Below are 560 nucleotides of genomic sequence, written 5' to 3'. Positions count from 1 at the left end.
CCAGATCTCCGGATCTGGCGAATTTTTATCCCTTCGCGTTCCTTGTTGCCATCAACCTGGCTTACTTCCGCCCCGCAGGCCGCATCCCCTCTGTTCTCAGCGCGTAAATTCTAGTAGCATCGCGCCTGTAATCTTTCTCTATAGTCGGTTCTACAATGACAACAACGAATAACACTCCCCAGGGCGAACTGGTTTTACGCACTCTGGCTATGCCTGCCGATACCAACGCAAACGGTGATATTTTTGGCGGCTGGCTGATGTCACAAATGGATATAGGTGGCGCTATTCAGGCCAAAGAGATCGCACATGGTCGCGTGGTAACGGTGCGGGTTGAAGGAATGAGCTTTTTGCGCCCGGTTGCCGTGGGCGATGTGGTTTGTTGCTATGCACGCTGCGTGAAACGCGGGACGACCTCGATCAGCATTAATATTGAAGTCTGGGTGAAGAAAGTCGCTTCAGAACCTATCGGCCAGCGCTATAAAGCTACCGAAGCCCTGTTTATCTACGTTGCCGTTGATAAAGACGGTAAACCGCGGCCGATTCCCTCCCTGGCCTGATAG

1 protein-coding gene is annotated in these 560 nt (G+C 52.5%); it reads left to right on the top strand.

Annotated features, from left to right (window positions below):
• The first annotated feature begins 155 nt into the window (after positions 1–155).
• A complete protein-coding gene (gene yciA / locus FDW87_RS18765; protein WP_016153266.1) occupies positions 156–557 on the top strand; it encodes an acyl-CoA thioester hydrolase YciA in 402 nt (133 codons plus the stop codon).
• Positions 558–560 lie beyond the last annotated feature (3 nt).

The sequence above is a fragment of the Citrobacter sp. wls826 genome (genome assembly GCF_005281245.1).
In the GTDB taxonomy this organism is placed as follows: Bacteria; Pseudomonadota; Gammaproteobacteria; order Enterobacterales; family Enterobacteriaceae; genus Citrobacter; species Citrobacter braakii.
Note: the sequence above shows the minus strand (reverse complement) of the source record. Positions and strands in the feature narration are given on the sequence as shown.

Coding starts and splice junctions, on each gene's coding strand:
- yciA (WP_016153266.1), top strand. CDS start 156: ATGACAACAACGAATAACACTCCCCAGGGCGAACTGGTTTTACGCACT.